Origin of the sequence: Burkholderia sp. Ac-20379, from assembly GCF_017104645.1 — a bacterium.
In the GTDB taxonomy this organism is placed as follows: domain Bacteria; phylum Pseudomonadota; class Gammaproteobacteria; order Burkholderiales; family Burkholderiaceae; genus Burkholderia.
The window spans coordinates 1-21,678 of record NZ_JAAGPF010000110.1; the positions used below are offsets into that span (position 1 = coordinate 1).

Annotated in this window: 22 protein-coding genes and 1 pseudogene; 12 read left to right on the plus strand and 11 right to left on the minus strand. The window is 66.1% G+C overall.

All coding sequences use genetic code 11. The features are described 5' to 3' along the window. Positions 1–432, plus strand: a pseudogene (locus G3N92_RS16060) (monooxygenase); the annotation flags it as partial. A gap of 123 nt (positions 433–555) precedes the next feature. Here the strand turns inward: G3N92_RS16060 and G3N92_RS16065 are convergent. The 3 genes from G3N92_RS16065 to G3N92_RS16075 all read right to left on the minus strand — a co-directional run bounded on the left by G3N92_RS16065 (position 556) and on the right by G3N92_RS16075 (position 4,038). After that, positions 556–1,455 (minus strand): glycoside hydrolase family 75 protein, encoded by a 900-nt coding sequence (locus G3N92_RS16065; RefSeq protein WP_206128521.1) that lies wholly within the window; start codon positions 1,453–1,455, stop codon positions 556–558. A gap of 141 nt (positions 1,456–1,596) precedes the next feature. Continuing rightward, positions 1,597–2,778 (minus strand): trypsin-like serine protease, encoded by a 1,182-nt coding sequence (locus G3N92_RS16070; protein ID WP_206128522.1) that lies wholly within the window; start codon positions 2,776–2,778, stop codon positions 1,597–1,599. Positions 2,779–2,925: 147 nt separating this feature from the next. Next, a complete protein-coding gene (locus G3N92_RS16075) occupies positions 2,926–4,038 on the minus strand; it encodes a hypothetical protein (RefSeq protein ID WP_206128523.1) in 1,113 nt (370 codons plus the stop codon). 564 nt (positions 4,039–4,602) lie between these two features. Here G3N92_RS16075 and G3N92_RS16080 point away from each other — a divergent pair. Together G3N92_RS16080 and map are read left to right on the plus strand one after the other, a co-directional pair. Continuing rightward, a complete protein-coding gene (locus G3N92_RS16080; protein WP_206128524.1) occupies positions 4,603–4,821 on the plus strand; it encodes a ParD-like family protein in 219 nt (72 codons plus the stop codon). Then, positions 4,821–5,642: a type I methionyl aminopeptidase gene (map, locus tag G3N92_RS16085; RefSeq protein ID WP_206128541.1), complete on the plus strand. Its 822-nt coding sequence runs from the start codon at positions 4,821–4,823 to the stop codon at positions 5,640–5,642. The genes G3N92_RS16080 and map overlap by 1 nt, the downstream gene beginning before the upstream one ends. A 114-nt stretch (positions 5,643–5,756) precedes the next feature. Here map and G3N92_RS16090 read toward each other — a convergent pair whose 3' ends face one another. The 3 genes from G3N92_RS16090 to G3N92_RS16100 are packed head-to-tail and all read right to left on the minus strand — an operon-like array spanning position 5,757 to position 8,864. Beyond that, positions 5,757–6,260, minus strand: coding sequence for a GNAT family N-acetyltransferase (locus G3N92_RS16090; protein ID WP_206128525.1), 504 nt, complete (start codon positions 6,258–6,260; stop codon positions 5,757–5,759). Positions 6,261–6,315: 55 nt separating this feature from the next. Continuing rightward, a complete protein-coding gene (locus G3N92_RS16095) occupies positions 6,316–7,632 on the minus strand; it encodes an MFS transporter (protein ID WP_206128526.1) in 1,317 nt (438 codons plus the stop codon). A gap of 35 nt (positions 7,633–7,667) precedes the next feature. Next, complete coding sequence (locus G3N92_RS16100; protein ID WP_206128527.1) at positions 7,668–8,864, minus strand: M20 aminoacylase family protein; 1,197 nt, start codon at positions 8,862–8,864, stop codon at positions 7,668–7,670. 826 nt (positions 8,865–9,690) lie between these two features. Between G3N92_RS16100 and G3N92_RS16105 the strand changes: the two genes are divergently transcribed. Then, the gene (locus tag G3N92_RS16105) at positions 9,691–9,984 is read left to right on the plus strand and encodes a hypothetical protein (RefSeq protein WP_206128528.1); all 294 of its coding nucleotides are present in this window, start codon (positions 9,691–9,693) and stop codon (positions 9,982–9,984) included. Between the two features lie 49 nt (positions 9,985–10,033). Here G3N92_RS16105 and G3N92_RS16110 read toward each other — a convergent pair whose 3' ends face one another. Together G3N92_RS16110 and G3N92_RS16115 are read right to left on the minus strand one after the other, a co-directional pair. Continuing rightward, positions 10,034–10,873, minus strand: coding sequence for a class I SAM-dependent methyltransferase (locus tag G3N92_RS16110; RefSeq protein ID WP_206128529.1), 840 nt, complete (start codon positions 10,871–10,873; stop codon positions 10,034–10,036). Between the two features lie 187 nt (positions 10,874–11,060). Next, positions 11,061–11,333, minus strand: coding sequence for a DUF1427 family protein (locus tag G3N92_RS16115; protein WP_206128530.1), 273 nt, complete (start codon positions 11,331–11,333; stop codon positions 11,061–11,063). A 279-nt stretch (positions 11,334–11,612) separates the two neighbouring features. On the opposite strand from G3N92_RS16115, the gene G3N92_RS16120 reads away from it, so the two are divergent. Further along, positions 11,613–12,299 carry a hydrolase gene (locus G3N92_RS16120; RefSeq protein WP_206128531.1) on the plus strand — a complete coding sequence of 229 codons (687 nt, stop codon included), beginning with the start codon at positions 11,613–11,615 and terminating at the stop codon, positions 12,297–12,299. Between the two features lie 46 nt (positions 12,300–12,345). Here the strand turns inward: G3N92_RS16120 and G3N92_RS16125 are convergent, their stop codons facing one another. Then, the gene (locus G3N92_RS16125) at positions 12,346–13,269 is read right to left on the minus strand and encodes a LysR family transcriptional regulator (protein ID WP_206128532.1); all 924 of its coding nucleotides are present in this window, start codon (positions 13,267–13,269) and stop codon (positions 12,346–12,348) included. Between the two features lie 142 nt (positions 13,270–13,411). Here G3N92_RS16125 and G3N92_RS16130 point away from each other — a divergent pair, with 142 nt between their 5' ends. The 7 genes from G3N92_RS16130 to G3N92_RS16160 all read left to right on the plus strand — a co-directional run bounded on the left by G3N92_RS16130 (position 13,412) and on the right by G3N92_RS16160 (position 19,443). Continuing rightward, positions 13,412–13,579, plus strand: coding sequence for a DUF1427 family protein (locus G3N92_RS16130; RefSeq protein ID WP_206128533.1), 168 nt, complete (start codon positions 13,412–13,414; stop codon positions 13,577–13,579). A gap of 61 nt (positions 13,580–13,640) precedes the next feature. Next, entirely contained in the window at positions 13,641–15,533 is a 1,893-nt protein-coding gene (locus G3N92_RS16135; protein ID WP_206128534.1) for an amidohydrolase, read from the plus strand. Position 15,534: 1 nt separating this feature from the next. Next, the gene (locus tag G3N92_RS16140; RefSeq protein ID WP_206128535.1) at positions 15,535–15,990 is read left to right on the plus strand and encodes a DoxX family protein; all 456 of its coding nucleotides are present in this window, start codon (positions 15,535–15,537) and stop codon (positions 15,988–15,990) included. 49 nt (positions 15,991–16,039) lie between these two features. Next, positions 16,040–16,957: a glyoxalase gene (locus G3N92_RS16145; RefSeq protein WP_206128536.1), complete on the plus strand. Its 918-nt coding sequence runs from the start codon at positions 16,040–16,042 to the stop codon at positions 16,955–16,957. Then, positions 16,954–17,646, plus strand: coding sequence for a YoaK family protein (locus G3N92_RS16150; RefSeq protein ID WP_206128537.1), 693 nt, complete (start codon positions 16,954–16,956; stop codon positions 17,644–17,646). The genes G3N92_RS16145 and G3N92_RS16150 overlap by 4 nt, the downstream gene beginning before the upstream one ends. Before the next feature lie 94 nt (positions 17,647–17,740). Then, a complete protein-coding gene (locus G3N92_RS16155) occupies positions 17,741–19,126 on the plus strand; it encodes an alginate export family protein (protein WP_241014821.1) in 1,386 nt (461 codons plus the stop codon). A gap of 29 nt (positions 19,127–19,155) precedes the next feature. Continuing rightward, positions 19,156–19,443, plus strand: coding sequence for a hypothetical protein (locus G3N92_RS16160; protein WP_206128538.1), 288 nt, complete (start codon positions 19,156–19,158; stop codon positions 19,441–19,443). 7 nt (positions 19,444–19,450) lie between these two features. On the opposite strand, the gene G3N92_RS16165 is transcribed toward G3N92_RS16160, so the two are convergent. Both G3N92_RS16165 and G3N92_RS16170 read right to left on the minus strand, forming a co-directional pair. Continuing rightward, a complete protein-coding gene (locus tag G3N92_RS16165; RefSeq protein WP_206128539.1) occupies positions 19,451–20,662 on the minus strand; it encodes a cytochrome P450 in 1,212 nt (403 codons plus the stop codon). A 75-nt stretch (positions 20,663–20,737) separates the two neighbouring features. Further along, the coding region (locus tag G3N92_RS16170; protein WP_206128540.1) for an efflux RND transporter permease subunit at positions 20,738–21,678 on the minus strand (941 nt) is incomplete at its 5' end.

Below are 21,678 nucleotides of genomic sequence, written 5' to 3' on the forward strand. Positions count from 1 at the left end.
CCCTGCCGCCCCGGCTCCGGCCACGCGCCGGCCGCGCGCCCCGCCGCCGACGCGCCAGTGCTGCAGGTGCTCGGCCGCACGCGGGCGCAGGCCTGGGCCGCCGGTGCGGCCGTGGCGCAATCGGCGCGCGCGCTCGAACGCGCCACGCAGGCTGTGGGCCGCGACGACGCGCAAACGGCGATCGCCGAAGCCGAACTCGACATCTGGCAGGCGCAGACGGTGGTGATCGAGCTGGCGCTCGACGCGACCGGCAGCGTGTTCGATGCGCTCGGCGCATCGGCCACGCTGCGCAGCAACGGGCTCGACCGGTATTGGCGCAACGCGCGCACGCTTGCGTCGCATAACCCGCGCATCTATCGCGAGCGGATCGTGGGGGATTTCGCGGTCAATGGGACCTGGCCGCAGGGGCAGTGGCGGATCGGGGTGGTGTGAGGCGAACGGCCGGGCGCGAGCCATCGAAAATGGGCCGATCCGGTCGCGTCGGCCGGCCCAACGCATCGCACGGCATGCCGCGCCGATACGTTGGGCGTCGAATATACCCACGCAAGGCTCCGCTTATTTGCCGAGCCGCTCGTAAAGGGCCATCGCCTTCTGCTCGATATCGGTGGCGAGCGTATCGGCCGACGTATCCCTGCCCAACGACGTGCCCGGGAAGACGATGTATTTCACCCCGGAACCAATCGTCTTGGCTTTACCGCTCGCCGACAGCTTGCTCAGCAGTGCGATCGATCCCTCTCCGATTTTGTACGCCGGGCCATAGTCGGCCACGATGACTGGCACGACCTTTCCGTTCGCGATCACGACACCGAGGTCGCCCAGTGCGATGTTCGTTGTCTTTCCGAATTCCTTTCCGTCGATGCCGTGCGGTCCAAATCCGGGGATGGCGATGTACGGAATTCGGGATGCGTCAACCGGCCGGCAATACGTTCCGTTCGTTTTCTTCAACACTGCCGGGCAAGGCCACGTCTCGGTTGGCTTGAGCATGAGCGACGTCGTGCATTGATCCGTCTTTCCGGGTTTCTTGCATGCTTTTGGCGAGCCATCTGCATCGGATGCAAGCTTGGCCTCGAACAGGACAGCCTCGGGCGCGTCACCCGCGGCGGGCAGTCGCTCCAGGCGTGTCAGCCGGCTCGGGTCCTTCTTGCATCCACGCCAGAGAGGCTTGCCATTCTTCTTATTGATCGGCAGCGTCACGCTATCGAACTGATTGGATTCGTCGCAACTGCGAAACTTCGCCCGATAGGCCTCCGAAATCGGTTCGCCGCGTAGCTCCGCGGCATGAGCGACCGCCCCCCCGAGGAAAATCGCTCCGGCCATTCCCACCACCACGCATCCGCGCATTCCATTCAACATTGCAGCTCCCCCCAAGAGTGACAGCACATGGAAACGCCCCCGCATATCGAACGAAGGCGACTGACGATCAACGACGTCGACAACACGCGCAGCGTCCGCCATGGCGACGATCCGCTCCGCTATTCAGGTGCTACGAATTCGGCCGCCGCTCGGCCATGCCGGCCTCGATGCCTTGCGAGCTCGTATCTCGCGCCGCGTTAGCCAATCGATCCGGAAACCGCGCTTCACGCGTATCGATGCGATTCATTTGCACACCGATGCAACCCGTGCGCAGATCCAATCGAGGCGATCGGCGGAAAGGCGTGTCGCATAACCCACGCTCTTCAATGGACAAACGCTGGGGTCGGCAGGGGGCGGCCCGCCGACAGACGCGTAACGCGAGACGATGCCCACCAGGCGCCGGCGCTCCGTCTTGGCGCCGAACGCGCCGACGTTCGGCAACCACACCGGTATGCCGTTATCGATCTTGCCGTTCAGGTAAACCGCGCTGCCCGAATCGGCGGGGCAAATGCCTGCCGATGTCGTGCCGGGCGCGTTCGCGTCGATGGACTCCAACGTCAGGTAGCCCGAGGTGGCCGTCACGTTGCTCCAGCCGACATCGAGCGACGGGCCCGCGCCGTCCGTTCGCGTATCGCGATTCGCGCCGAAGCTCGCAATGGCCGCCCTGAACACGGCGGGCAATGTATCCGGGCCTCTCAACGTCGTGTTCGACTCGATGTCGAGCGGCTGATCGAGATGGGCGAGCCCGATGTCGTATTGCGCGATATCGACCGTTCCCCACGAATCCGACGATGGTCGATACGTATCGGGAATCTCGACGCGATCGACTTCGGCTTTCCATCGCTTTCCTGCCGCTTCGTAGCCCGCCTTGAGCGTGCGACTCACGCTCACCACCAAAACACTGCCGCGCTGCCATGCTTCGACACAGTGAGCCGACGTCAGTACCCACGAACGCTCCACCAGTACGCCGCTGCATTTCGGCACCGTACCGCTGCCGTACAAGTACACGGCCTCCTGAAAGCCCAGCGAATCGTACGGAGCACCCAGCCGCGTCGCCGATGCCCGTTTTGCGGCCAGTTCACGCGCTTCCAATATTCGAGTCTTGCCGTCGTCAACCGAAAACGCGCCCGGCACGTCGGTGCCTGGGAGCGTCAACTGGTCGTAGTGCAAGCGCTTCAACAGTATTGAAAATAGCGCGCTGTCAAACACGTGCTTTGTTATCAGATCGAACGGCTGCCCGAGTGCTTTCTGAGGAAACCAACGCCCGCCGGCCGGTTTGGAAACCTCCGGCGCGACCGATTCGAGCGTCGAGAGCTTGCCGTTCGGGAGCGGGTAGTCGATGGGATCCAGACTTCGATCGCGCTCACTGCCGGCGTAAGCGGTATCGCAAGAAAGTAATGCCGTCGCGATCGAAGCGAATACCACAACGACCGATCCGGCTCGCCGAATGAACGCAGCCCCCCCACCGTATCGTCGAGCCGATTCGAACCCCGCAGCGAACCGATCTCGCTTTGTTCCGGGTGCCGTCATGCCGCGCCTCCATTCGTCATGCCAAGGCCATTGTTGATCCGGTCAAGGCGCCTCACCTTTATGCGAACCCGTGGGAACCGCGCTTCCCGCGCCGGTGGATTCGACGGCCCCGACGATCTCGGCCCTCGATCCATTCCACTGGTAAACCAACCGAACCCCTCGATAGCCGATGGCGATCGGTTGTTGATACGTGCGTCGCAACGTGACCGACGAAGCGGCGCCGCTCCACAGGTTCGCAGCGATGCCGGATGCGGCGGAAGAGGCTGCATCCCTGGCGGCCGCGATCGCATCGCTGGTGGCTTGCGGCCCGGATGCCGCAGTCGCGACCGCAGCGGCGATCGGCATGTCCACCGATTGCAACACCGTTCTCTTGACGGCACTGCTGAGCGCCATCGAAGCCTCTTCGTTGAGCGTGACGTCGAACACTCTTCCGTAGAACACCTCGTTGATCAGCGTCACGACCAGTTTGCCGTTGCACGGCCGCCCCGCGTAGGCACTGCTTCCGTAAAACAGTTGCGACGGCAAGATGTCGGTCGACTTGGTCGCGAACAACTTCAGGAGCGAACTGGCCGGCATCGAATAGGAATCGGCGACGCTGATGTTGACGTTTGCCGAAGCGTTTCTCGAGAAGGTCGTTCCGATCGGCAACGGAAAATTGCCGACCGGAAACAATGCGGAAATCGCCCCGCCATGTGCCGTGACATTCACAAAGCCCGGAAACGCGACCTGCGCCAGCGGAAGCTCGTTCGAACCCGCCCTGGGCGCGGTTGCCGCGACGTATGTCGCACCGGCGCCGCTCGCGCCGCCGGACGGTTGCGGATAGTCGGGCAGCGCGGCGTGGCTGCCATTGCGTTGCGCGAGGCTGTTGCTCAGATCAACGCCGGATCCCCCTGCCGATCTATCCAGCAGGAACGGCTCGAGCGAGCCGGCCAGCAGGCCGATACCCGGGTATTGGCTGGTTCGATCGTCGAACTCGCAAAGCGGAAGCGTCCTGATGTCGCCAACGCGGTAATCCGCGCTGGGCGGAAAGATCGGATAAATACCGAGTTCGCGCATATTGCTCGACCATTTTCGGCTCACTTCGCCGTCGGTCGAACATCCAGCCGCCAATATGCCAACCAGCGCAATCGCCCCTACTGTTTTATACAGCATCATATGGTCTCCATTCGGTCACGGTTGTTCCGACGGTATTAAGTATTTGCTTATTATTAAATTTATATTCGAATCGATAATACCCTGCCTCGCATTGCCACAGCTACGGAATTTTCAAACCAATTACAGCGTTGCCTATCTTGTCTTACACCCTTGTTACAAAGGGATCAGCGACGAATTTCTTGGCCGGAAACAGGTTATCCGACCGACAGATTCCGAAGTACCTGCTGAAAAATTAAGGCAATCTCATGACAAAAAAACGCCTACATGGAGCATATCGCCATCAAGCATCGGACACGATCAATTAAAATGCCAAATCATAATCAATGAATTCATCTAGAGAATTGGAATAAAATTTCCATGGCAAACATTTCGCATATTAAATATTTATCTTCAATCCGATTCTTATGACATGAATTCCCAGGCAGCCATCAATCTATCGCCGCCTATTCGAGGCAACTTGGCGGGATTGCGGACATCGTTGTTGAGACCCACCAGGGGCTGGCACCGCCCACGATTCCTGCTATTATGCGAAACAGCTACATTTCGTATATATAGGGCAACATCATGGGAATCATCAAGATATCCGAATCGATGCACGATTCGCTGCGCCGCACGAGCGGCGCGCTGAGCCGCTCGATCAACGCGCAGGCCGAGCACTGGCTGCGCGTGGGCATGCTGGCCGAGCTGAACCCGACGCTGACGTACGGCGAAATCTGTCAGATGCTGCTGCGCGCCGAAGCGCAGACGGCGGTGGACGACACCCCGTTACAGCAGGTGGCATGATGGCGCGCCTTCCGAAAATCCCGCTCCGCTCGCAGGCGGAAATCGAGCAATCGCGCGCGGCCGGCAAGCTGGCCGCCGAGGTTCTGCAGATGATCGGCGAGCACGTGAAGCCCGGCGTCACCACCGACGAGCTCGACACGATCTGCCGCGAATTCATCGTCAACGTGCAGAAGGCCACCCCGGCCAACATCGGCTATCACGGCTTTCCGAAGACGATCTGCGCGTCGGTCAATCACGTGGTGTGTCACGGCATTCCGTCGGCGCACACGCTGGAGGCCGGCGACATCATCAACATCGACGTGGCCGTGATCAAGGACGGCTGGTTCGGCGACACGAGCCGCATGTATTTCGTCGGCGAGCCGGACCCGCTGGCCAAGCGCCTCGTGGACACCACCTATGACGCGATGCGCGCCGGCATCCTGGCCGTGAAGCCCGGCGCCACGCTCGGCGACGTGGGCTACGCGATCCAGAGCGTCGCGCATGCGGCCGGCTTCAGCGTCGTGCGCGAATACTGCGGGCACGGCATCGGCACCGTCTATCACGACGAGCCGCAGGTGCTGCACTACGGCCGGCCCGGCGTCGGCACGAAGCTGGTGCCCGGCATGATCTTCACGATCGAGCCGATGCTCAACGCGGGCAAGGCGGAAACCAAGCAACTGGGCGACGGCTGGACCGTCGTGACGCGCGACCGTTCGCTGTCGGCGCAATGGGAGCACATGGTGGCCGTGACCGACGACGGTTTCGATGTCCTGACGGTCTGGCCGGAAGGCACGGGGCGGTATGCACCGCTCGGCGCGCCGTCGGCGTCTTCGGTGGCCTGATCGGCGGCCGCCGCCGAGCGCATTGCTTCGGTTTGCAAAGCGATTCTCGCGCGCCGCGCATCCTTCGGGATGCGCGGCGCGTTTCGTTTGGGCGCGCCGGCGGCTTTCGCTACGTCAAGCGGCAGCGGTTTCGCCGAGCCAGCGGTACATCACGTAGCAATCGACGAGGCCCAGCGTGCGGTGGCGATAGGCGCGCGGCAGCGTGCCGACGATCTCGAAGCCCATCTTCTTCCACAGCGCCACGGCCACCGTGTTGGCCGCCACCACCGAGTTGAACTGCATCGCCAGGAAGCCCGCATCGCGCGCCACCTGCAGCGAGTGCTCGCACATGCGCTGCGCCACGCCCTTGCCGCGCGCGGCCGGCGCGACCATGTAGCCGCAGTTGCAGACATGCGCGCCCGGGCCGGCGGCGTTCGGCTTCAGGTAGTACGAGCCGAGCAGTTCACCGTCCTCTTCGGCGACGAACGTGTGCAGCGGCAGGTCGATCCACAACGCGCGCGCCGCATCTTTCGTGACGGCCGGATCGTAGGCGTAGGTTTCCTGGGCCTCGGCGATCGCCTGGAAAACCGGCCAGAAGCGGTCGAAATCGTCGGGGGTGATGGGGCGGATCGTGATCATCGTCGGCAGGCCGGAGCGGGAGAGAAGTCGACGATTCTATCCGGATGCGCGCCCCCTACGCTTCGGCGCGCTTCGCGGTATCGCGCAGCATCGACACGGCGATCAGCGACAGCACCACGCACACGGCCACGTAGGCCGCCGGCGCGAGCTTGTAGCCGGTCACGCGCACCAGCCAGGTGGCGACCAGTTGCGCGGTGCCGCCGAAGATCGTGACGGCCAGCGCATAGGCGATCGAAATGCCGGTGGCGCGAATCCGCCGCGGGAACGATTCGCACATCAGCGCGAATTCGGAGGCCGAGCCCATCGAGAAGCACAGCAACAGCAGCGCCGTGATCGGCATCACCACCGGCAGCGTGGGGAAGCGGTTCATCAGCATGAAGGCCGGAAACAGCAGCAGCACCAATGCGCCGCGCCCGATGAAGATCGGCAGCTTGCGGCTGCCGATCCTGTCGGACAACCAACCGAATACCGGACACATCACGAGGATCACGCAGCTCGACGCCACGCCGACGAACATCGACAGCTTCATCGGCAGGCCCAGCGTGTGAATCGCATAGGTCGGCATGTAGAACGTGAGGATGTAGGTGGAGACAGTGCCGCCCATCACCGTCAGCGTGATCAGCAGCACCGTGCGCGCGTGTTGCGTGAACAACTCGCGCAGCACGCCGCCGTCGATCGCATGCGAACCGCCGGCCGGCTCCTCGGCGAGCCGGCGGCGCAGCAGCATGCCCACCGGCGCGATCGCCAAACCCACCACGAACGGCACGCGCCAGCCCCAGCTTTCCAGCGCGTCCTTGCTCAGCGCGTTCGACAGCAGCGCCGCGAGGCCCGATCCCATCAACGCCGCGCCGCCCTGCGTGGCCAGTTGCCAACTGGCGCGAAAGCCGCGCCGCGCGGCGTCGCCCTGCTCCAGCAGCGTGGAGGTGGCCGCGCCGAATTCGCCGCCCTGCGAGAAGCCTTGCAGCAGCCGTGCGAACACGATCAGCAGCGGCGCACACACGCCGATCTGCGCGTAGGTGGGCGTGATCGCGATCAGGCCGGTGCCGGCCGCCATCAGCATGATCGTCAGGTTCAGCGCGGCCTTGCGCCCGCGCCGGTCGGCGTAGACGCCCAGCAGCACGCTGCCGAGCGGCCGCGTGAAGAAGCCTGCCGCGAAGGTCGCCACCGACAGCAGCAGCGAGGTGGTCGCGTCGCCGGCCGGAAAATACAGCTTGCCGATCAGGACAGCGAAAAATCCGTACACCGTGAAATCGAAGAATTCCAGCCAATTGCCGATCACGGCCGCCACCACCGCGCCGCGCGCCGACAGCGCCGGGGCAGCGGACACGGCCGGGGATTCTTCGAGGGACAACGCAAGCCGTTCGTCGTGCATGAGAAAGCTCCTGATAGGGACCGGCAAACCTGCGTTCAACCTGCCAGATAGCGCTCGACCAGCCGCGTCCAGTACGCCGCGCCGATCGGCAGGTTGTGATCGTTGAAGTCGTAGTGCGGGTTGTGGACCATGCAGCCGTCCTCGCCCACGCCGTTGCCGAGGCGCACGAACGAGCCGGGGCGCTGCTGCAGCATGTAGGCGAAATCCTCGCTGCCCATAAGCTGGGCGGTCTGCTCCGTCACGTTGTCCTCGCCCACCAGTTCCTTCGCCACCTGCGCGGCGAAATCGGTTTCGGCATCCGAATTGACGACGACCGGATAGCCTTCGATGTAATCGACGTGCGCCGTCGCGCCGTAGCTGGCCGCCTGCCCTTCGGCGATCTCGGTGATGCGCCGCTTCAGTTGCGCGCGCACCGTTTCGCTGAACGAACGGACGCTCAGTTCGAGCCGCGCGCGCTGCGGGATCACGTTGCTCGCGGTGCCGGCTTGCATGACGCCGATCGTGACCACGGCCGACTGCGCCGGATCGACGTTGCGCGCCACGATGGTTTGCAGCGCCATCACGATGCTGGCCGTCACCACCACCGCATCGACCGTCAGGTGCGGGCGCGCCGCGTGGCCGCCCACGCCTTCGATCTCGATCACGACGCGATCGCCCGCCGCCATGAACGCGCCGCGCCGCATCAGGAACCGGCCCGGTTCCGCGCCCGGATGGTTGTGCATGCCGAACACCGCATCGCACGGGAAGCGCTCGAACAGGCCGTCGGCGATCATGCGTTGCGCGCCGCTGTCCACGCCCTTCTCCTCGGCCGGCTGGAAATACAGGTGCACGGTGCCCGAGAAGTTGCGGGTGCGCGCAAGCTGGCGCGCCGCGCCAAGCAGCATGGTGGTGTGGCCGTCGTGGCCGCACGCGTGCATCTTGCCGTGCGTCTCGCTCGCATAGGGCAGGCCGGTGGCTTCGAGGATCGGCAGCGCATCCATGTCGGCGCGGATGCCGATGCGGCGCGTGCCTTCGCCCACCGTCAGCGTGCCCACCACGCCCGTCTCGCCCACGCCGCGCGCGACCTGCCAGCCCCAGCTTTCGAGCTTGTCGGCCACCAGCGCGGCGGTCGCCACTTCCTCGAACGCCAGTTCGGGATGACGGTGAATGTGATGGCGGATTGCGAGCAGGTCGGGGACGTCGTCGGCGAGGTCGGGGATTTCGGTGTAACGGTTCGCGGTGGGGGTGCTCATCGAGGCGGCTCCGGGGCGCCGCGCGCCGTCGAAGCGGCCTGCGCGGCAGGTGGGGGGATCTGGCGCGCACTATAGCCAGCCAAATCTCGCCGGATAAGATGCGGGAATTTTCACCGTGATAAACAGGGTTTATCACCGGGCGCCGGCCCTGGGCCGCAATCGCATCGGAAAAATTTTCCTCTCGAAACGATAATCACCGCCAATAAAAAGGAAAATATGCCGAATCAGGCCATTATCGATATAGCCGAGCATTAAACGGTAGCGCAACGCGTTAATGCAACACACACGCCGATTTCCATATCAAAAACATGAAATCGATTACCTGGATTTCATCGACCGAGAATAAGACAAATACCGTCAAATAATCGCGACAGCCTTGCAAGGAGTTGGTAGGATTGCGCCCAAGCAACGCGCCAGGCTTGGTCTTTCTGATCGCTTAGGGGGCAAGCTGGTGAGGTCGTGGGGCCCAGGGAGGGAATGGCGAAGGCCATAGTCATTCCCTCTCGCTTCGAATTTCATTTCATTTTAGACACGCCACATCGTCCATCGGTTCGATATTCTCCGCCGTTTTCGGCATCGCAAGTTCGCCAATCCGCTTCACGCGAAATAATATTGAAAGCCGATGCGCCACTGGGCGCCGGCATGCCGGATTCAAAATAACGGCTCGCCGGCGGGTGCACCAGTTTCGAACAAAACGGCTATGGCACATTAGGCGTAAACGTCGCTAAAGTTGGCGTTTATGACCGTACCCTTTGATCCTGCCGATCCCTACACTGGACTCCGTCGCACGTCGCGATTCCCCTCACTCGTCGAACCGGAGTCCTCAATGAAAGTCCTCGCCATCGCCAACATCGTCAAGCCGATCACGCCCGAGCAACGTGCCGAGGTCATGCCGCGCGAAGTGCCCGCCACGCTGAAGCTCTATCTGGACAGCAAGATCGATCAGTTCTGGTATCGGCAGGACAAGCCGGGCGTGGTGTTTCTGATGGATGCAGAATCGCTGGACGCCGCGCGGGCCGCCACCGATTCGCTGCCGCTTGTTCAGGACGGCTACGCGCAGTACGAATTCATCCCGCTCGGCCCGCTCGCGCCGCTGGGCATGCTGATTCAGGGTAAGTAAGGTATCCTGCCGACCGCGCGGCACGGCATCGGCCGGGCCGCGCGGCGTGTCAGGCCTTGCTCAACACCGCCTGAATCAGCCCGGCGCGCCCTTCGCGCAGGTTGCGCGCGAGATTGCCCGTCATGTCGCGAAAACCCGGCCCCATCACGAGATGCAGGCCCAGCGGCGGCGGGCTCGCCATCTGCGCCTGACGCTTCGCGCGCGCCTCGAACCACGTGAGCGCCGCCTCGCTCGAATCCACCCACGACTGCACGGCAAAGCCCTGCGCTTCGAGCACGCCGCGCATTCGCTCGGGCGTCACGAGAAAACTCGAATCGGCATCGGCGGCCCACGGCACCGGGAAATGCAGCGGTTCGCCGGATACGGCCACCACGTCGAAGATCGCGAAGCGGCCGCCGGGGCGCAGCACGCGATGCGCCTCGCGATAGAGCGTGTCGCGATCGGCGATGTTCATGGCGACGTGTTGAGTCCACGCGATATCGAACGCGCCGTCTTCGAACGGCAACGCCAGCGCGTTGCCCTGCCGGTAATGCGTGAGGTCGCCCAGCCCGGTTTTCCCGGCGAGAAACTGCGCCGCGTCCACATAGGATGACGAAAGATCGATGCCCTCGACGTGGCAGCCGAAGGTCGAAGCCAAGTAGCGGGACGGGCCGCCCAGCCCCGAGCCGATATCGAGCACGCGCTGGCTGCCGTCGAGCGCGAGCAGGCCGGCCAGCTCGCGCGTGGCGTCGAGCCCGCGCGAGTGGAATTGGTCGAGCGGCGCGAGATCGGCCGGGCTCAGTGCCTGGGTGTCGTCGAAGCCGGCCGCGGCGAGCGCGGCGCGAAGGCGTTCGACGAGGCTGGGCGCAGCCTGTTCGTAATGCTGCGTGATGCGGGACGGTTCGGTCATGGATCGGCTCCGGTGCGCGGCAGGCCGCCTGACGCAGCCCGCCCGATGGCTCAGTCTAGCCGCGCCCGCGCGCCGGGCCTATGGGCACACCCGCCAAGTTTGCAGGCGATCGCGCCAATCGCATCCGGCCATGCCCCGATCGTATCGTCGCGCGCACATCGCCGATGTCGTTGCACGCGCAACCCTCTCAGGCGTTGCGCCCCTTGGCGGCCGGCTCCACCCGTGCGCCGCCCGGCAGCGAACCGAACATGTGCTGGCCGCACTTCGCCTCGCGCCACGCGGCCGGCAAGCGGTGCCCCGCCACCATGCGCTTCACCAGCGGCAGGATCTGCTCGCCGGCCAGCATGCCGAGCAGGCCCAGCAACGCGATGATGGGCGGCGCGGGCGACTGCACGCCGATCGCGCCATACACGACGCCGGCCAACACGCCGGCCAGCAGGGACAACACATAAGCCTTCATGGTTCGGCTCCCGTCGAAAGTGGGCCGGCGAGCGAATGCACCCGGCGAATTGCCCGCCAGCCTAACGGGTTTGCAAGAAGAACAAAAGCGCGCACCCCGGTATTTCAGACGCTGTTTTTGGAATGGATCCGATTCCGTTTCTTGGATTTCTCGGCGCCGCGATTCCGTGTCAAATAAATGGCGTTGGATCGCACAGCGGTTCGACGCAACCCGATGCAACCCTTTCGGTCGCGCCGCATGGTGCGCCGCCCTGATCTACCCATCCAAGGACGACACGTCATGAGCGATTCGAAGCTTGAAGTTCTCACCCCGCACAACAGCCAGCTGATCATCATCGACCAGCAGCCGCAAATGGCGTTCGGCGTGCAGTCGATCGACCGTCAAGCGCTGAAGAACAACGTGGTGGCGCTCGCCAAGGCCGCCAAGGTATTCGACATTCCCACCACCATCACCACGGTCGAATCGCAAAGCTTCTCCGGTTATACGTACCCCGAACTGCTTGACGTGTTCCCCGATCATCCGCTGCTCGAACGCACCTCGATGAATTCGTGGGACGACCAGAAGGTGCGCGACGCGCTGGCCGCGAACGGCCGCAAGAAGGTGATCGTGTCGGGCCTGTGGACGGAAGTCTGCAACACCACGTTCGCGCTGTGCGCGATGCTCGAAGGCGGCTACGAGATCTACATGGTGGCGGATGCATCGGGCGGCACCTCGCAGGACGCGCACGACTACGCGATGCAACGCATGATCCAGGCCGGCGTGGTGCCGGTGACCTGGCAGCAGGTGATGCTCGAATGGCAACGCGATTGGGCACGCCGCGAAACCTACGACGCCGTGATGGCGATCGCCAAGGAACATTCGGGCGCGTACGGCCTCGGCGTGGACTACGCCTACACGATGGTGCACAAGGCGCAGCAGCGCACGGCCGTGCCGCACGAGATCCTCGCGCCGGTGCCCGCGAAGTAAGCACACGGGCCGCGCCGAACCGCCGGCGCGGCCCGCATTGCATCGATCAGGATTCCGACACGGCCCACGGCGAATGCGCCAGGTGCTCCACGAGGAAATCGAGCAGCACCTTCACGCGCGCGGCGCGCAGCATGCCGGGCGGCGTGACCAGATTGACGTTGATGTCGGCGATGCGCCAGTCGCACATGATGCGTTCGAGCGCGCCGCTCTTGAGCGCATCCCACACGAGAAACTCGGGCTGCAGCGCGATGCCCTGCCCGTCGAGCAGCGCCGGCACGATCACGTCGGCATTGTTGGTGCGCATGCGGCCACGCACCGGCACCGCGCACTCCTCGCCCGTTTCGGCGTGACGGAAGCGCCAGAAATCGGGCGACGGCAGGTTCGTGTAGATCATGCTGAGGTGATGCTCGAGCTCGCGCGGGTGCTCGGGGCGGCCGTGGCGCGCCAGGTATTCGGGCGACGCGACGAGCGGCCGGCGCACCGCGCACAGGCGGCGCGCGCGCAACGACGAATCGGTCAGATCGGCAATGCGGATCGCGACGTCGCAGCCGCTCGACACGATATCGACGAGGTTGTCGGTCAGCACGAGATCGACGTCGACCTTCGGGTAGCGCTCGAGAAACGCCGGCAGCACCGGCGCGAGATGGCGCAGCCCGAACGACATCGGTGCGTTCAGGCGCACCACGCCGTGCGGTTCGAGCGCGTGCGAGGACGCTTCGTTCTCGAGGCTCTCCGCGTCGGCCAGCAGTTGCAGCGCGCGGTCGCTGAGCAGTTCGCCGGTGGGCGTCAGCGAGAGCTTGCGCGAGGTGCGGTACAGCAGCATCGTGCCGAGCCGCTGTTCGAGGCGCGCGATGGCCTTCGACACGGTGGGCTGCGAAATGCCGAGCAGGTTCGCCGTCCTGGCGAACGAGCCGGTTTCGACGACGCGGGCGAAGATCGCCCAGGCTTCGAGATCGGGTAGGGCTGGCATGGTGGGGTCGGAGATAGTGGGGATCCAGGCGCCGAATCCGACGCTAAGGAATGTTAATCAATTTTCAGTCGCGGCAGCGGATCGCCGCGACGCGGATCCGGATGCAGCGCCCGGATTCTAATTCGATCGGGAGGTCGAGCGCATGGAAAATTATCTCGTCTCGCTCGGCGCGGGCGCTTTGGTCGGCGTGATCTACAGCGCGATCCGCGTGCGCTCCCCCGCGCCGCCGCTGATCGCGCTGGTCGGCCTGCTCGGCATGGTGATCGGCTCGCAGGCCCTGCCCGCCGTGCGGCTCTGGCTAGGCGCGTAAGCGCGCGCCCTTCCTCGCATCGCCCTTCCCGCTCCGTCGCTTCTTCGAAAAGGAAACGCCCGTGAACACCGTCACGAAGCAACCCGACCTGATCCTGCACAACGGCCGGATCACCACGCTGGATCGCGCGAACCCGATCGCGCGCGCCGTCGCCATTACCGACGGCCGTTTCGTCGCCGTGGGCGACGACGCCGACATCGTGCCGCTCGCCGGCAGCGCCACGCGCGTGGTGGATCTGCAAGGCCGCCCGGCGCTGCCCGGCCTCATCGACAACCACCTGCACCTGATTCGCGGCGGCCTCAACTACAACATGGAGCTGCGCTGGGACGGCGTGCCGTCGCTCGCGCTGGCCATGGAAATGCTGCGCCGCCAGGTGGCCGTCACGCCCGCGCCGCAATGGGTGCGCGTGGTGGGCGGCTTCACCGAACATCAGTTCGCCGAGAAGCGCCTGCCGACCATCGACGAGCTGAACGCCGCCGCGCCCGACACGCCCGTGTTCATCCTCCACCTGTACGACCGCGCGCTGCTCAACGCCGCCGCGCTGCGCGTGGTGGGCTACACGAAGGACACGCCGGAGCCGCCGGGCGGCACGATCCTGCGCGACGCAACCGGCAACCCCACCGGCCTGCTGCTCGCCAACCCGAACGCGACGATCCTCTACGCCACGCTCGCCAAGGGCCCGAAGCTGCCGATCGAGTATCAGTACAACTCGACGCGCCACTTCATGCGCGAGCTGAACCGGCTCGGCGTGACGGGCGCGATCGACGCCGGCGGCGGCTCGCAGAATTACCCCGACGATTACGAAGTGATGCGCAAACTGCACGACGCGAACGAGATGACGGTGCGCATCGCCTACAACCTGTTCACGCAGAAGCCGAAGGCCGAGAAGGAAGATTTCGTGAACTGGACGCAGTCCGTCACCTATCACGACGGCAGCGACTATTTCCGTCACAACGGCGCGGGCGAAATGCTGGTGTTCTCGGCGGCCGACTTCGAGGATTTCCGCGTCGCGCGCCCCGAGCTGCCGCCCGAAATGGAAGGCGAACTCGAAGGCGTGGTGCGCGTGCTCGCGCAGAACCGCTGGCCGTGGCGGCTGCACGCCACCTACGACGAAACGATCAGCCGCGCGCTCGACGTGTTCGAGAAGGTCAACGAAGAGATTCCGCTCGACGGCATCAACTGGTTCTTCGACCACGCCGAAACGATTTCCGAACGCTCGATGGATCGCATCGCCGCGCTCGGCGGCGGCGTGGCCGTGCAGCACCGCATGGCCTATCAGGGCGAATACTTCGTCGAACGCTACGGCGCGCAGGCGGCCGAAGCCACGCCGCCCGTCAAGCGGATGCTGGAAAAAGGCCTGAAGGTATCGGCCGGCACCGACGCCACGCGCGTGGCCTCCTACAACCCGTGGGTATCGCTGTCGTGGCTCGTGACCGGCAAGACGATCGGCGGCCTGCGCCTCTATCCGCAACGCAGCCTGCTCGATCGCGACACCGCGCTGCGCATGTGGACCGAATACGTGACGTGGTTCTCGAACGAGGAAGGCAAGAAAGGCCGCATCGCCGTGGGCCAACTGGCCGACCTGATGGTGCCCGACCGCGATTTCTTCGCATGCGCCGAGGACGACATCGCCGGCACCAGCGCGCTGCTGACCGTGGTGGGCGGGCGCATCGTGTGGGGCGCCGGGCCGTTCTCGGAACACGATCTGCCGATTCCGCCGGCCATGCCCGATTGGTCGCCGGTACGCGAATACGGCGGCTATGGCGGCTGGGGCGCCACGCAGCGCGCGGGCGCGCCGCTGCAACGGGCGGCGCAGGCCGCCGCGCAATGCGGCTGCGCCGTGGCCTGCACGCTGCATGGCCACGCGCACGCGAACGCGTGGGGCCGCGAACTGCCGACCTCGGACGCCAAGGCGTTCTGGGGCGCGTTCGGCTGCGCGTGCTGGGCGATCTGAGATGCGCGCGTCGCGTCTTTCCGGCAACCCGCGCTGGGTGAGCGCGCTGCTGGCGTGGCCGTGGGCCGCGCCGCTGCTGCGCCTGGCGCTGGTGTCCGCCTATCTGGTCGGCGGCATCGACAAGCTGCTGCATTTCAGCGACGCCGTGGCCGAGCAGGCGCATTTCGGCCTGCAACCGGCCGCGTTGTGGGCCGCGCTCGCGATCGTCGTGGAGATCGGCGGCTCGCTGTGCATCGTCGTGCGCCGCTTCGCCTGGCTCGGCGCGGGCGGCCTCGCAATGCTCACGCTTGTCGCGATGGCCGTGGCCAACGATTTCTGGAACCTGACGGGCGCCGCCCGCTTCATGGCCTTCAACAGTTTCTTCGAACACCTCGGGCTGATCGCGGCGCTGGCGCTCGCCACGCGGCTCGATGGCCTCGACAACCGCGATGCGCTCGGCGGCAGGCCGCGCGCCTGAGCCCGCGCCGCGTTTCGATACGGACTTCACACCAACAGGATTACCGAACATGATCACGATTCGTTCCACCTTGCTGGCCCTGGCGATCGCCGCCGCAACGGCCGCCGCGCCGGCCGCGTATGCCAAGGCGTCGTCGGGCACGGCCCCGGCCGCCGCCACGCTCGCCGTCGGCCCGCAATACGACACCACGCACGTGTACGTCGCCCCCGAGGATTTCGACCGCTTCACCGACAGCTTCGTGGCCACGTTCGGCGGCAGCAAGTCGAAGCAGGGCGTGTTCCAGGTCACGCCCACGCCGAGCCAGACGATGTCGCAGCTCGTGTTCACGCCGTCTGGCTCGATCTCCGTGTTCGGCTTCAAGACGCCCGTGCCGCATCCGTTCGGCGCCGAGCGCACCGGCTACCTCGTGACCGACATGGACGCCGCCGTGAAATCGGCGCGCGCGCACGGCGCGGACGTGATCGTCGACACGTTCCCCGATCCGATCGGCCGCGACGCCGTGATCGCATGGCCGGGCGGCGTGAACATGCAGCTTTATTGGCATACCGAAGCACCGAACTACGCGCCGCTGCAAACCGTGCCCGAGAACCGCGTGTACGTATCGCCGCAAAGCGCCGACAAGCTGGTGCGCGATTTCGTGGCGTTCTCGCACGGCAAGGTGGTGTCCGACGTGCGCCATGCGCCCGGCGTCGAGATCGGCCGCCCCGGCGACACGTATCGCCGCATCCGCCTCGAATCGGGTTTCGGCAAGATGACCGTGCTCGTCACCGACGGCCACCTGCCCTACCCGTTCGGGCACGAGATGACCGGCTACGAAGTGGCCGATCTCGACGCGACGCTGCAGAAGGCCGAGGCCGCCGGCGTGAAGACGCTGGTGCCGCGCTTCGCGTCCGACGGCCGCGACGCCGTGATCGTGCAGTTCCCGGGCGGCTATATCGCCGAGATCCACGCCGCCGCGGCGAAATGAAGAGCGAGGACACGCTGCTCGCGGCGATCGCCGGCTTCGTCGACACGCTCAGTTTCGTGGCGCTGTACGGGCTGTTCACCGCGCACGTGACCGGCAACTTCGTGCTGATCGGCGCGGGCGCCGGCGGCTACGGGCAGGGCATCCTGCTCAAGCTCGCGGTGTTTCCCGCGTTCGTGGCCGGCGTCGCGGGCAGCAGCCTCCTGGTGCGCGCGCTGCCGCGCCATCACGTGCGCCACGGCGCGCGGCTGCTGCATGCGGCGCAGGCCGCGCTGATGCTGGGCTTCTGCCTGGCCGGCGTGGCGGCATCGCCAGTGGCCGCGCCCGATGGGTTCGCCGTGGTGGCGGCCGGCATGCTCGGCGCGTTCGCGATGGGCGTGCAGAACGCGCATCCGCGCCTGATCGGGCGGCCCGGCGTGCCGAACACCGTGATGACCGGCAACGTCACGCAGGCGATCCTCGACGCGGTGGATCTGCTGTCGCCCGGCGCGCCCGAGGCCGTGCGCCGCACCGCACGGGCCCGCTTCGCGAAGATGCTGCCGGCCATCGCGGCGTTCGCGCTCGGCGCGGCAGCCGGTGCGCTCGGCTGGCGGCACATCGGTTTCTGGGCGCTGCTCGCCCCGGCGCTCGCGTTGGCCGCACTCGCGTTCACCACCGGCGATGCGCCGTCTCCCGATTCCCCCCATGCCTGAGGCGGCCCGCGTGCCGCCCTCCATCGAGGACGCCTTCATGATGCCAACCCCGCCGCGCGCGCGTCGTATCGAGAAAGCCGCCGGTATCGTCGCAATGGCCGGCGTGCTGTTGAGCGGCGCGAACGCCGCGCGCGCCGACACCGCGGACGCCGCGGAAACCTGCACGGCAAAGCGGCCGGTTCCGTCGTTCAACCGCTGGCAGGAAAACTGGGGCGCGCTGGCGGACCCGTGCCTGCCGCGCCGCCCGCTCGACGGGCTGAAGTACCTCCCGCTCGGCGCCGATCCTTCGTGGTACGTATCGCTCGGCGCGAACCTGCGCGAGCGCTTCGAGCTGAACAACACGCCGTTGTTCGGTCTCGGCGGCGCGCGTCAGGACAGTTGGCTGATTCAACGCACGCAGGTGCATGCCGATGCGCGCTTCGGCGAGCACGTACAGGCGTTCGTGCAACTGGAAGACGCGCGCGCGTTCGGCAAGAACGCCGTGTCGCCGGTCGACAAAAATCCGCTCGACGTCGAACAGGCGTTCGTCGCCTATGTCGGGCAACTGGGCGCCGGCACCGTAAAGGCGCGCATCGGCCGGCAGGAAATGGCGTTCGACTTGCAGCGCTTCATCGCCGCACGCGACGGCCCGAACGTGCGCCAGGCCTTCGACGGGCTGTGGGGCGACTACGAGATCGGCCCGTGGCGCTTCATCGGCTATCTGACGCGCCCCGTGCAGTATCGCGACGTGGATACGTTCAACGACACGTCGAACCGTCATCTGAAGTTCAGCGGCGTTCGCGTGGAGCGCGCCGGGTTCGGCCCCGGCGATCTGTCCGCCTACTGGTCGCGCTACGAGCGCGACGGCGCGAGCTTCATCGACGCCAGGGGCAACGAGCGGCGCGACGTGTTCGACGCCCGTTACGCCGGCAAGGCCGCGCCGTTCGATTGGGATATCGAAGCAATGGGGCAGACCGGGCATGTGGGCGCGAGCACGATCGGCGCGTGGGCGTTCGGCGCACTGGGCGGCTATACATTCCCGACGCTGCCGGGCACGCCGCGCATCGGGCTGCAGGTCGACGGCGCATCGGGCGACCGCCATCCCGGCGACGGCCACGTCGGCACGTTCAACCCGCTGTTCCCGAACGGCTATTACTTCACGCTCGCGGGCTATACGGGCTACAGCAACGTGATCCACGTGAAGCCGTCGGTCACCTTCAAGGTCACGCCGAAGGTGACGTTGCTGACGGCGCTGGGGTTCCAATGGCGGGCCACCACGCAGGACGCCATCTACGGCCAGGGCATGGCGGCGGTGCCGGGCACGGCCGGCAAGGGCAGCTTGTGGACGGGGATGTATGCGCAGGTGCGCGCCGACTGGCTGGTCAACGACAACGTGGCGCTGGCGCTGGAGGCGGTGCATTTCGAGATCGGCGACGCGCTTCGGGCGCTGGGCGCGCGCAACGCCGATTACGTGGGCGTCGAAGCCAAGTTCGGCTGGTAACGACCGATATCGACGGGAGGACGATCGGCATGCCGCCGACTGACATGGAACTGGCCCGGTTGCGCGCCGCCGCTCTCGCGAATCTCGACGATGCGCGCATCTGGCGCTGGTACGCGGATCTGATGGAAGAGGAGCGGGTGTGCTGCACGCGCACCCGCGACGGCTGGCTGATCACGGTCGACGAGCGATATACCGTCGAGGACGAATCGTTCGACCGGGCCGTGCGGCTTGCGGCCCGCCAATGGTTCGATGTCCCGACCTTGTCCGTCTCGCTGCGCCGGCGCCGCAAGCGCGGCGACGTGCCGAGGATCCTCTAGAACGCCCCTACTTCAACACCACCGGCAAACACCGCACCCCGCGAAACGCGATGCTGTTGGTACGCTCCACGCGCGACGCATCCACCTCGAAATCCGGGTAACGCTGCGCCAGCACCGTGAACACGATCTGCGCCTCGATCCGCGCCAGCACCGCGCCGAGGCAGGTATGAATCCCGTGCCCGAACGACAGCACGCGCGAGCCGTGGCGCCCGATGTCGAGCCGATCCGGCGCGGCGAACTGGCGCTCGTCGCGATTGCCCGAGCCGATCAGCACATGCAGATAGGTGCCTTTCGGCACCCGCCGCCGCCCCACCACCATGTCCTCGCTCGCCGCGCGCCCGGTCACCTGCACCGGCGCGTCGAAGCGCAGCAGCTCGTTGACGAGCGGCGCGGCCAGCGCCGGGTCGTCGACGAAGCGCCGCCACTGATCGCGCTCGTTCGCCAACGCCAGCAAGCCGTTGCCGAGCAGGTGGGTTGTGGTGGCGTGCCCGGCCGCCAATAACAAAATCAGGTTCGAGATCAGCTCGGCCTCGTTGAGCCGGTCGCCCGCCTCCTCGACGGCCACCAGATCGCTGAGCATGTCGTCCTGGGGCGCGGCGCGGCGCGCGGCGATCAGTTCGGCGAAATACCGGCGGAACTCGGCGATGCTGCGCTGCACGCCCGCCACCTCGTCGGGCATCATCGGCCGCCCGCTGATGATGCTGCCGAACGCCACCGACCACGCATGCAGTTGCTCGCGCGCCTCGCCCGGCACGCCGAGCACGAGCGCAATCGCCATCACGGGCAGCGGCACGGCGAACTCGGTCACGAAATCGGCGCGCCGCCCGGCGCATGCGGCCAGGCAATCGTGCGTCAGCGCCTCGATGCGCGGCCGGAACGCGTCGAGCCGGCGCGGCGTGAACGCCTTCGCGAACAGCTTGCGCAGGCGCGTGTGATCCGGCGGATCGAGGAACAGCATCTGGTCGGCCAGCGTCTTGCCGATGTCGAGCGCGGCGGGATCGGTTTCATCGGCCAGGTTCAGCCGCGACGCCGAGAAGCGCGGGTCGTCGAGCACGGCCACGATGTCCTCGTAGTGCGACACGAGCAGGCTGTCCACGCGCTCGTCGTGGTGGACCGACCCGCTGTCGCGCAACCGGCGATACCACGGATACGGATCGGCGCGCTGCGCCGGATCCATCAGGTCGTACAGCGAAAAATGCCGAATCTCGGGATCGCGCATCGCGCCTCCTTGAGCTTGTGGGGTCGTGCCGGTCAGGGCCGGCAGCCGGGCCAGGCTGTCGTGCAATGCATTCTGCTACGCACCGGCCGGCGGCGGCAAGCCGGCGCGACGCGCGCGGCGCCGTTCGGCCCGCGTGCGCAGCCGATCCATGTACAGATAGACGACCGGCGTGGTGTACAGCGTCAGCACCTGCGACACGATCAAGCCCCCCACCAGCGTGATGCCGAGCGGCGCGCGCAGCTCGGCGCCGTCGCCGTGCCCGAAGATCAGCGGCAGCACGCCGAACAACGCGGCCAGCGTGGTCATCAGGATCGGACGGAAACGCAGCCGGCACGCCTCGTGGATCGCGTCGAACGGCGTCTTGCCGTGCCGCACCGCCACGATCGCGTAGTCGATCATCATGATCGCGTTCTTCTTGACGATGCCGATCAGCAGGAAGATACCGATCAGCCCGATGATGTCGAACTCGGTGCCGGACACGAGCAGCGCGAGCAACGCGCCCACGCCGGCGGACGGCAGCGTTGAAAGAATCGTAATCGGGTGAACGTAGCTTTCGTACAGGATGCCGAGCACGATGTAGATCGCCGCCAGCGCGGCGACGATCAGCAGCAACTGATCCTCCAGCGCCTTCTCGAACTCCTCGGCGGTGCCGGCGAACGCGCCGTTGATGCTGGCCGGCATGCCGATGTCGGCCATGGTTTGGTAGATCACGCGCCGCGCGTCGGACAGCGCCGCGCCGGGCGGCAGGTTGAACGAGATCGTCACGGCCACGAACGGGCCTTCGTGATTGATCGCGATCGGCGTGGTGCCGGGCCCGAAGCTGGCGATCGCCGACAGCGGGATCATCGTGGATTTCGAGGTGGACACCGCCTCGCCCGACGACGTGCCGCCCGACTTGCCGGTGGCCGCGATGGCGTTGAGCGCGGCATTGCGCGCCGAATCGGTGGAAACGGCCGCCGCGCTCGACGCGGACGACGCCGTGGCCGCGGTCGCGCCCACCGACGCCGTGCCCGCCC

What these genes read in the sequence shown, in the direction of transcription:
- G3N92_RS16065 (WP_206128521.1), bottom strand. Translation starts at nt 1,455, where the DNA reads ATGGCGGACGCTGCGCGTGTTGTCGACGTCGTTGATCGTCAGTCGCCT.
- G3N92_RS16075 (WP_206128523.1), bottom strand. Translation starts at nt 4,038, where the DNA reads ATGATGCTGTATAAAACAGTAGGGGCGATTGCGCTGGTTGGCATATTG.
- G3N92_RS16080 (WP_206128524.1), top strand. Translation starts at nt 4,603, where the DNA reads ATGGGAATCATCAAGATATCCGAATCGATGCACGATTCGCTGCGCCGC.
- map (WP_206128541.1), top strand. Translation starts at nt 4,821, where the DNA reads ATGGCGCGCCTTCCGAAAATCCCGCTCCGCTCGCAGGCGGAAATCGAG.
- G3N92_RS16090 (WP_206128525.1), bottom strand. Translation starts at nt 6,260, where the DNA reads ATGATCACGATCCGCCCCATCACCCCCGACGATTTCGACCGCTTCTGG.
- G3N92_RS16095 (WP_206128526.1), bottom strand. Translation starts at nt 7,632, where the DNA reads ATGCACGACGAACGGCTTGCGTTGTCCCTCGAAGAATCCCCGGCCGTG.
- G3N92_RS16100 (WP_206128527.1), bottom strand. Translation starts at nt 8,864, where the DNA reads ATGAGCACCCCCACCGCGAACCGTTACACCGAAATCCCCGACCTCGCC.
- G3N92_RS16105 (WP_206128528.1), top strand. Translation starts at nt 9,691, where the DNA reads ATGAAAGTCCTCGCCATCGCCAACATCGTCAAGCCGATCACGCCCGAG.
- G3N92_RS16110 (WP_206128529.1), bottom strand. Translation starts at nt 10,873, where the DNA reads ATGACCGAACCGTCCCGCATCACGCAGCATTACGAACAGGCTGCGCCC.
- G3N92_RS16115 (WP_206128530.1), bottom strand. Translation starts at nt 11,333, where the DNA reads ATGAAGGCTTATGTGTTGTCCCTGCTGGCCGGCGTGTTGGCCGGCGTC.
- G3N92_RS16120 (WP_206128531.1), top strand. Translation starts at nt 11,613, where the DNA reads ATGAGCGATTCGAAGCTTGAAGTTCTCACCCCGCACAACAGCCAGCTG.
- G3N92_RS16125 (WP_206128532.1), bottom strand. Translation starts at nt 13,269, where the DNA reads ATGCCAGCCCTACCCGATCTCGAAGCCTGGGCGATCTTCGCCCGCGTC.
- G3N92_RS16130 (WP_206128533.1), top strand. Translation starts at nt 13,412, where the DNA reads ATGGAAAATTATCTCGTCTCGCTCGGCGCGGGCGCTTTGGTCGGCGTG.
- G3N92_RS16140 (WP_206128535.1), top strand. Translation starts at nt 15,535, where the DNA reads ATGCGCGCGTCGCGTCTTTCCGGCAACCCGCGCTGGGTGAGCGCGCTG.
- G3N92_RS16145 (WP_206128536.1), top strand. Translation starts at nt 16,040, where the DNA reads ATGATCACGATTCGTTCCACCTTGCTGGCCCTGGCGATCGCCGCCGCA.
- G3N92_RS16150 (WP_206128537.1), top strand. Translation starts at nt 16,954, where the DNA reads ATGAAGAGCGAGGACACGCTGCTCGCGGCGATCGCCGGCTTCGTCGAC.
- G3N92_RS16155 (WP_241014821.1), top strand. Translation starts at nt 17,741, where the DNA reads ATGGCCGGCGTGCTGTTGAGCGGCGCGAACGCCGCGCGCGCCGACACC.
- G3N92_RS16160 (WP_206128538.1), top strand. Translation starts at nt 19,156, where the DNA reads ATGCCGCCGACTGACATGGAACTGGCCCGGTTGCGCGCCGCCGCTCTC.
- G3N92_RS16165 (WP_206128539.1), bottom strand. Translation starts at nt 20,662, where the DNA reads ATGCGCGATCCCGAGATTCGGCATTTTTCGCTGTACGACCTGATGGAT.